The sequence below is a fragment of the Betaproteobacteria bacterium genome, from assembly GCA_016791345.1.
Classification (GTDB): Bacteria; Pseudomonadota; Gammaproteobacteria; order Burkholderiales; family JAEUMW01; genus JAEUMW01.
The window spans coordinates 1-5,582 of sequence record JAEUMW010000264.1; the positions used below are offsets into that span (position 1 = coordinate 1).

Consider the following 5,582-nt stretch of genomic DNA (forward strand, 5'->3'; position numbering starts at 1 on the left):
GCGCGAGACGGCGGCGTGTTCTACTTCTGGGGTCACGCCTACGAACTCGCGACGGAAGCGATGTGGCGCGCGTTCGAGGACACGATCGCCACCATCACTGCCGACCCGGCTGCGCGCTGGGGAGAGATCGCGGAACTCTTCGAAGACCGGGCGGCGTCCGTAGCTGAGCTGTTGAGAGATTCCTTCGCATGAGTCGCGAACCACGTCACCATCCGGACGCCAGCCACGCCTGGCATGAGCTGCCGGCCGAGAAAGTCAGCGAGTTGCTCGCGACCGACCTGCGGGCGGGACTTGCCGCAACCGAGGTCGACCGCCGCCAGAAGAACTTCGGTCCGAACCGGCTCACGTTCAGGAAGGGGCGGAGTGACTGGATGCGCTTCCTGCTCCAGTTCCACCAGCCGCTGCTTTATGTGCTGCTCGCCGCGAGCGTGATCACGGCGGTGCTTGGCGAATGGGTCGATGCCTCAGTCATCTTCGGCGTCGTCTTCCTCAACGCCGTCGTCGGCTACGTGCAGGAGGCGCGCGCGGAGAAGGCGATCAGCGCGCTTGCCCAGATGGTCGTCACCGCCGCCACCGTGCGGCGCGACGGCCGCCGGCAGCGCGTGCCGTCCGAGACGCTGGTGCCCGGCGACATGGTGCTGCTCGAGTCGGGCGACAAGGTGCCGGCGGATCTGCGCCTCTCCGAGGTGCGCGATCTGCAGGTCGACGAGTCTGCGCTTACCGGCGAGTCGGTGCCCGTCGCCAAGCACGGCAACGTGCTCGCGCTCGACACGATTCTCGCCGAACGCCACAACCTTGCCTTCGCCGGAACGCTGGTGACCTATGGGCGCGCCGAAGGTGTGGTGTGGGCCACCGGCGACCGTACCGAGATGGGGCGCATCGCCTGGCTCATCTCGGAGGCGACCGATCTCTCCACGCCACTCACGCGCAAGATCGCGCACTTCAGCGGCATCATGCTGTGGGCGATCCTCGCTCTCGCGGTGGCCACGTTCGCGCTCGGTCTCTGGCGCGGGGAAAGCGCATTCGCGATGTTCATGGCGGCGGTGGCGCTGGCCGTGGGGGCGATCCCCGAGGGGCTGCCGGCGGCGGTGACGATCACGCTTGCCATCGGCGTATCGCGCATGGCGCGGCGCCGCGCCATCATCCGCAAGCTGCCGGCGGTGGAAACGCTGGGCAGCACCACGGTGGTCTGCTCCGACAAGACGGGCACGCTCACCGAGAACCAGATGACGGTGCAGGCGGTCTTTGCCGGCGCCTCGATCTACACCGTGACCGGTGGCGGCTACGCTCCGCAGGGAGAATTTCGCGATGCGGCAGGGCAGCGCATCGATCCCTCCCGCTGCGCCGCGCTCATGGAGTGCCTGCGCGCGGGTCTGCTGTGCAACGACGCACAACTCGTCCACGCCAGGGAGCGTTGGACGGTGCAGGGCGATCCGACGGAAGGGGCGCTCATCGTGGTCGCCGAAAAGGCCGGTCTCGCCCATGCAGCAGCGGTGGAGGCGCTGCCGCGGCTCGACGCCATCCCGTTCGAATCCGAGCACCAGTACATGGCGACACTGCACGATGTCGGCGAGCGTGGCCACGTCATCTACATGAAGGGCGCGGTGGAGCGTCTGCTCGACCGCTGCACGGATGCGCTCGACGAATCCGGCGCGGCTGCCGAGATCGACCGCGACTCGCTGCGGCGCACGGCGGACGAACTCGCGGCGCGCGGCCTGCGCGTGCTGGCCTTCGCACGCCACCTGGCGCCGCGCGAGCAGCGTCGCCTCGCGCACCGCCACGTCGCGGGGGGACTCACGTTTCTCGGTCTGCAGGGGATGATCGACCCGCCGCGGGCAGAGGCCACGGCAGCGGTCCGGCAGTGTCAGCAGGCCGGCATCGCGGTGAAGATGATCACCGGCGACCATCTGCTTACCGCCGAGGCCATCGCGCGCAGCATCGGTCTCGAAGGCGCAGCGTCGCGCTTTGCCGTGAGCGGGCGTGATCTGGAGCGTCTGAACGACGAGCAGCTCGCGGAAGTCGCCACGGAAGCTGCGGTATTCGCACGCGTGGCACCGGAGCAGAAGCTCAGGCTCGTGCGCGCCCTGCAGTCACGCGACAACGTGGTGGCGATGACGGGCGACGGCGTCAACGACGCACCCGCCCTCAAGCAGGCCGACATCGGGGTCGCCATGGGGATCACCGGCACCGACGTGGCAAAGGGCGCCGCCGACATGATCCTCACCGACGACAACTTCGCCTCCATCGAAGCGGCGGTGGAGGAGGGGCGCAACGTCTTCGACAACCTGACGAAGTTCATCGTCTGGACCTTGCCCACCAATCTGGGTGAAGGACTCGTCATCCTCGCCGCCATCGTTGCCGGTGTCGCGCTGCCTGCGCTGCCGGTGCAGATTCTCTGGATCAACATGATGACGGCACTGCTGCTCGGGCTCACGCTGGTCTTCGAGCCGAAGGAGCGCAATCTCATGCTGCGTCCTCCGCGCGACCCGAAGCGCCCGATCCTCACGTTCGCGCTTTTCATGCGCACGGGATTCGTCTCGCTGATCCTGCTCGCCGGCGCCTTCGGGCTCTTCATGTGGGAGCAGACGCGCGGCGCCACGCTTGCCGAGGCGCGCACCATCGTCGTCAACACGATCGTCGTCGTCGACATCTTCTATCTTTTCAACTGCCGCTCCCTCAGGGGCTCCACGTGGTCCGTCGGCTTTTTCTCGAACCCGTGGGTGCTGTGGGGGAGTGCCGCGATGCTCGCGGCCCAGCTTGCCCTGACCTACGTGCCGATCATGAACCGCCTGTTTCACACGGCGCCGATCACCGCCGAAGCGTGGCTGCACATCCTGGGCGTCGGGCTTGCCGCCTATGCCGCCGTGGGGATGGAGAAGTGGATCCGTGCCCGTGTGGCACAGCGCCGGTCGCAGGTTTGAAAGCCTGCCTGCATAGTTCGAGGCTGTGCGTTACGCCTCGATGATCACCTTCAGGGCGCGAGTGTTCGCTGCGTGACCGAAGGTCTCATAAGCGTCCAGGATCTGCGCGAGCTTGAAGCGGTGAGTGATCAGGACCTTGGGGTCGATCTTTCGCGACAGCACGGTCCTGAGCAGCATCGGCGTGCTGACCGTATCGACGAGTCGCGTGGTGATCGTGATGTTGTGCGCCCAGAGGTTCTCGAGATGCAGGTCGACCTTCGAGCCGTGCACGCCGACATTGGCTATGGTGCCACCGGGGGCGACCAGGTCCTGACAGAGCAGGAACGTGGCGGGCACGCCCACCGCCTCGATCGCCGTGTCGACACCCACGCCGTTCGTCAGCGTCTTGACCTTCTCGACCGCCTTTCCATCCGCGCTGTTGATGGTCTGGGTCGCCCCGAAGCGGCGTGAGACCTCCAGGCGGTTGTCGTCGAGATCGATCATGATGACTTCCGCAGGCGAATAGAACTGCGCGGTGAGCAGCGCAGCCAGGCCGATCGGGCCGGCGCCGACGATCGCGACCGTCGAGCCGGGGGCCACCTTGCCGTTAAGTACGCCGCATTCGAACCCGGTGGGGAGGATGTCGCTCAGCATCACCAGAGCTTCTTCGTCTGCCGTCTTCGGGATTGGATAGAGGCTGGTATCGGCGTGCGGAATGCGCACGTACTCCGCCTGCGTTCCGTCGATCTCGTTGCCGAGTATCCAACCCCCGGTGGTGCAGTGAGAGTACACCGCGGCGGCAGTACTCGCATTTTCCGCAGGACGATATGCACGAAATGAGCACGGAATCTCCCGGGCGCAACGCGGTAACGGCCGTGCCGACGGCATCGATCACGCCGACGCCTTCGTGTCCGAGGATCCGCCCCGGTGCGCAGGAAGGCACGTCACCCTTCAGGATATGCAGATCCGTGCCGCAGATCGTCGTCCGGGTGATCTTCACGATCGCATCGCCGGCCGCTTGCAGCTCGGGCTTCGGACGCTCTTCGAGGGCGTTCTTGCCGGGTCCGTGGTAAACAAGCGCTTGCATGGCCTTCTCCATTCCTTTGATGAACTCACAAGCGATGGCTGGACGCTTGATCGGAGCATTCTCGCGCATCACCGCCGGCGATTCCGGGCGTACGGCCATCCTCGCTTCCACGGTTTTCATGCACACGGGCTTCGGGGGCCGTGCACGCGTCGCGGAACGCCACCGCCCGAGCTTGAACCGCCGTCCCTCCCGGTGATACGGTCTCAGCCATGACACGCCGATCTACCGCCATCGTCGTTCTCGCGCTGGTTCTCGCCGCCCTCGTCTACTGGATGCAGAGGGATCGGCAGGTCGACGCGCTCAACGAGGCGATCGCGCGCAACGGCAGCGCTGCGCTGCGCGCCTATCCCTACCAGTTTCGCGTGCTGCGCCTGGAGAACGGTGTGGCGACGATGACCACGCCGCGCTCACCCCAGGTGCCGGTCTACCGGATGATCCGTGCGATCGATCCCAACCTGAAACCGCGGGATACCCGTGATCCGGAATTCGTCGCGGCCGAGAAGGCGCTCGCCGCCGTGCAGGAAGAAGCGCGCCGCATCGTGCTGTCCCAGCCCGAGGTCAAGTCCGTCAAGTGGGAGCTTGATCGGAACTGGCTCATCGATCACGGCATCCCCGTGGGTTGACGACCCGCCACTGCGGTCGCGTCGCAAACATTCCTTTTTCCTTCGCGGTGGCGGTTTTGCGGCATCGCGCTTTGCTTTCCGCAGACCCATGTCCTATTGTTGGATTGGCGTGGCGGTCTCGGAGCAAAGCCGGCTCGACCAGGCGATCCGAGAGTATCGATCGGAGGGAGAAGGGATGAACCAGGACAAACCGACCTTCCCGTGCAGCGCTGCCGAGGTCCTTGCCAGTCTGGACAAGATCGTGGCGAGCCCGATCTTCATCCAGGCGGAACGGCAGAAGCGGTTCTTGAAGTATCTGGTTGATCAGACCCTTGCTGGGAACTCGCGACTGCTCAAAGGTTACACGATCGGCATCGAAGTCTTCGATCGACGAACCGGATTCGATCCTACTGTGGATGCCATAGTCCGCGTGCAGGCAGGGCAGCTGCGAGCCAAGTTGCGCGAATACTATGCGAGCGAGGGACGGGCCGACGATATCTCCATCGACCTGCCCAAGGGCTCCTACGCAGTCCGGATATCGAAGCGGCGAGACGTTCCCGGCGAGGCAAGCTCCGAGCAGACAAGCGCACCTCCCCTCCCTAGTCCATCTTTCCTCAGCTTTGGATCGATCCGGGACAAGGTGTCGATCGTCGTCCTGCCCTTCGCAAACATGAGCTCTGACCCGGAGCAAGGATACTTTGCCGACGGGATAACGGAGGACCTTACGACCGAGCTTTCGAGGCTATCCAGCCTGTTTGTCATCTCACGTCACTCCGCCTTTGTGTACAAGAACGCCACCAAGAGCACAGAAGAGATCAGCAGGGAGCTCGGCGTGCGCTATGTGGTGGAAGGCAGCGTGCGGCGCGTTGGGGATCGGATTCGCATTTCGGCGCGTTTGACCGATTCGGTGTTGGGCGGCCATGTCTGGGGGGAGCGCTATGATCGCAAGATCCAGGACGTATTCGCGGTGCAGGACGAAGTCACACGACGTAT

The 5,582-nt window shown here is 65.1% G+C and carries 4 protein-coding genes and 1 pseudogene; 4 read left to right on the plus strand and 1 reads right to left on the minus strand.

Translation table 11 applies throughout. The features are described 5' to 3' along the window. The first annotated feature begins 15 nt into the window (after positions 1-15). Positions 16-192, plus strand: coding sequence for a hypothetical protein (locus JNK68_10550; GenBank protein ID MBL8540798.1), 177 nt, complete (start codon positions 16-18; stop codon positions 190-192). Further along, positions 189-2,921 (plus strand): cation-transporting P-type ATPase, encoded by a 2,733-nt coding sequence (locus JNK68_10555; GenBank protein ID MBL8540799.1) that lies wholly within the window; start codon positions 189-191, stop codon positions 2,919-2,921. The genes JNK68_10550 and JNK68_10555 overlap by 4 nt, the downstream gene beginning before the upstream one ends. 30 nt (positions 2,922-2,951) lie before the next feature. On the opposite strand, the pseudogene JNK68_10560 reads toward JNK68_10555, so the two are convergent. After that, positions 2,952-3,987: pseudogene (locus JNK68_10560) on the minus strand (zinc-dependent alcohol dehydrogenase family protein). Positions 3,988-4,196: 209 nt separating this feature from the next. On the opposite strand from JNK68_10560, the gene JNK68_10565 reads away from it, so the two are divergent. Together JNK68_10565 and JNK68_10570 are read left to right on the plus strand one after the other, a co-directional pair. After that, entirely contained in the window at positions 4,197-4,610 is a 414-nt protein-coding gene (locus JNK68_10565; protein ID MBL8540800.1) for a hypothetical protein, read from the plus strand. Positions 4,611-4,785: 175 nt separating this feature from the next. Beyond that, positions 4,786-5,582, plus strand: a 797-nt coding sequence (locus tag JNK68_10570) for a hypothetical protein (GenBank protein MBL8540801.1), incomplete at its 3' end; no start/stop codon positions are given.